5 protein-coding genes are annotated in these 2,584 nt (G+C 44.3%); all 5 read right to left on the bottom strand.

Going from position 1 to position 2,584, the window contains the following annotated elements; all coding sequences use genetic code 11:
- On the bottom strand, positions 1-305 hold a 305-nt coding region (locus ACFWX1_RS47980; protein ID WP_378396615.1), incomplete at its 3' end, for a hypothetical protein.
- Complete coding sequence (locus tag ACFWX1_RS47975; RefSeq protein WP_063336321.1) at positions 292-588, bottom strand: hypothetical protein; 297 nt, start codon at positions 586-588, stop codon at positions 292-294. The genes ACFWX1_RS47975 and ACFWX1_RS47980, both read right to left, overlap by 14 nt.
- Before the next feature lie 340 nt (positions 589-928).
- Positions 929-1,273 (bottom strand): hypothetical protein, encoded by a 345-nt coding sequence (locus tag ACFWX1_RS47970; protein ID WP_376642741.1) that lies wholly within the window; start codon positions 1,271-1,273, stop codon positions 929-931.
- 247 nt (positions 1,274-1,520) lie between these two features.
- Positions 1,521-1,769, bottom strand: coding sequence for a hypothetical protein (locus ACFWX1_RS47965; protein WP_080467411.1), 249 nt, complete (start codon positions 1,767-1,769; stop codon positions 1,521-1,523).
- Positions 1,770-1,828: 59 nt separating this feature from the next.
- On the bottom strand, positions 1,829-2,584 hold a 756-nt coding region (locus ACFWX1_RS47960; RefSeq protein ID WP_378396614.1), incomplete at its 5' end, for a hypothetical protein.

Below are 2,584 nucleotides of genomic sequence, written 5' to 3'. Positions count from 1 at the left end.
ACATTTGCAAAGTTGTTTAAGGCTGTATCAACGCTACCTTCAATGAGAGATTGATTGTTTTGTAGCTGTGCCTGAACCAAGCTTGAATTCATAGGATTGCCATCCAAGTAATCACCCTCTAATGCTTCAGAAGTCACGTACTGTTCTTCCTCAGCAGGACGCCCACGCGTCACAAGGGAGACTAATAGAAAGACCCCAATTGCAACCGACCCGATAATGACAATATTCTTTTTGTTTAATTGGAATTTCTTTTTACCCGGGGAATGACCCCCGGATTCATGACCGACTTGTTCAAATTCCGCCATACCAATATAAGCCTCCTATCGGATCACCGAAATAATGATTCTTAGGGAAGTTTTCTTCATCTACCTGATTTCCGTTTAGATCGACTGTCGCTTTCTCAATACTCATGTTTGTTACTTTGTCGATCAATGCTTCTTTCGGAACCATCGGGTAAATGAAGTTGGCATGTGTTGGGCGTAATTCTTCAGCGTCTCCAATACCTAGCTGCGCGTCAGGTAGCTCCACTGGACGTGAAAGCTCCTGAAGCGCATGAACCCGGTTTTGAAGGTGATAGCCTTCCATCATGCCGCCTTACCTCCCTTGTAATACTTTGATGCCTGAAATTGAATTGCTCGCGATTGTGCTGATAATGGAAGTCGTAGACTTGGCATTTTTCAGGAACAGATAAATACCAATGAGAATCCCGATACCCGCAATCACGTCAAAAAACTTGTTAACCATCCACAAGACCTCCCATGATTTGTTTTACCTTGTCAACGTTCAGGACTGCCATACTTGCGAGAACAAGTACCAAGAACGTGTACGTTATTTTTTCATTTGTGAACATACCCAGCAGGATAACGAAAAAGAGAAAGGTGATAATAAACCGCATAGACTTTGTAAACTCTTGCATAGAATCACCCCTTTACTTCAAGCCAAAACCGCGTTTAAGACCGTTCCAAAACCCATCTATGAAACTGTCTTTAGCGGCTTTTTTGACTTTCTTTTTCTGCTCCGGCTTCATCTTTTGATACTTTTTATACGTGTCGTATCCTGTCGCTTTTTCAACTGCCTTTTTCGCTGTCTTTCCGGCTTCGTCGACGGTTTCTTTTGTAGATTCCCAACCATCTTTTACAACGTCCATCGGTGTAGAAATGTCAGGCGTCATTTTCTGTGCCATCTTTGACAGGTGTTTGCCGCCATAAAAGTCATCAAGAATAATCCATATGGCTGTGAGCGCCAGCGTGAAAAACAAAAGACCTTTTTCCATGTGTTATCCCTTCTTTTTGCGGCGGATAAAGAAGAACCAAAACACGATGATAATAACGGTGAGAACAAGAATTTTAGTCATTGCTTGACGCACCCCCGATTTTTGAAATAACCATTTTCAGATCGGTTAGAATTTCCCGTGTCTGTTCGTTATCCTTTGATTGTTTGAACATGAACCACGCGAGCATTACGCCCATGGCTCCGTTATTTAATAGGATTGAATAGATTTGCTCCACAAGTCACACCCCCTACACCCTTGCCGAGAATAGGAATACGACAAGGAACACAATGCCGAACCCCAGCAAGATTTGTTTTGATGTAATAGGGTCTTGCTTTACGTCATGCTCTTTTGCTGTGTCCTCATCATCGACAAGAGACATTTGATCTTCAGCTTCGGGAACTGTAGACGTTCGGGTACTCATAAACCCCATGTTTGGATATAAGTCTGCGGCATGGTAGAACATTTCACCTAGACCCATTTGTGATGGTGCGTTCATATAAATCCTCCTTCGTAGTAGTCAAATAAGAAAAGGAGGGAAAAGCCCTCCCGCGTGTATTAATGCAAGCGTGAAAGCTTTTCAGCAACGATTTTCACGCGCCCGCCTTTTTGAGTATTGAAGCGAATCCAAAACTCTGTAAGACGTTCGGTGTCAATATAGTCACGAGAGCCGCCGAGGTTTGGCAAGCCTTGGTTAGAGAAGTCAAACACATAAACCCCATCCGGTAAGACATAACCCAAGTCCGAATGATTTCGGGCTGCAAGTGCTGACGGCTTAATGCTGTAAGGGATGTCGGCTTGGTTAAATACCAATTCCAAGTTGCCCGCAAAGTCGCTGTCCTTCAGCGGGTTGCCTGACTCATCCGTAAAGTAAAACATGAGTTTACGGTAGATCGTCCCTGTCTGAAGCTTCACGATATTTTGACCGTTCCCGGTGAACTGTTCGCCTTTTTCGTTTACAAGCTTCAGGACAGAAATATCCGGCATAGCTTGTGGTACAGAAGGGACGGAGAACGTTTCAATTGTCGGCGTGATTTTCAATTGCTTCAGTGTAACGGTGTCTCCAGTAGCCAACTGATACGCGTCTTGCGCGCGTGCTGTATCAATCTGAAGGGAAACGGTTGTCTCCTCGTTTTGTAGCAAGATAAGACCGACCGGGTCACGTTGGTTTAAAGTTAATGGCAGCGCGACTTGGAATTTAATACGCGCGTCTTTACCTGACGTGCTCGCGGCTGTTTCAATGTAAGATAACGCCCGCGGACTTGATGCAGGTAATAGAACGTCTGGATTCAATCGGTTTAAGCTGTATAGGTG

This window comes from Amycolatopsis sp. NPDC059021, assembly GCF_042739895.1.
Classification (GTDB): domain Bacteria; phylum Actinomycetota; class Actinomycetes; order Mycobacteriales; family Pseudonocardiaceae; genus Amycolatopsis.
Note: the sequence above shows the minus strand (reverse complement) of the source record. Positions and strands in the feature narration are given on the sequence as shown.

What these genes read in the sequence shown, in the direction of transcription:
- ACFWX1_RS47970 (WP_376642741.1), bottom strand. Translation starts at nt 1,273, where the DNA reads ATGGAAAAAGGTCTTTTGTTTTTCACGCTGGCGCTCACAGCCATATGG.
- ACFWX1_RS47975 (WP_063336321.1), bottom strand. Translation starts at nt 588, where the DNA reads ATGATGGAAGGCTATCACCTTCAAAACCGGGTTCATGCGCTTCAGGAG.
- ACFWX1_RS47965 (WP_080467411.1), bottom strand. Translation starts at nt 1,769, where the DNA reads ATGAACGCACCATCACAAATGGGTCTAGGTGAAATGTTCTACCATGCC.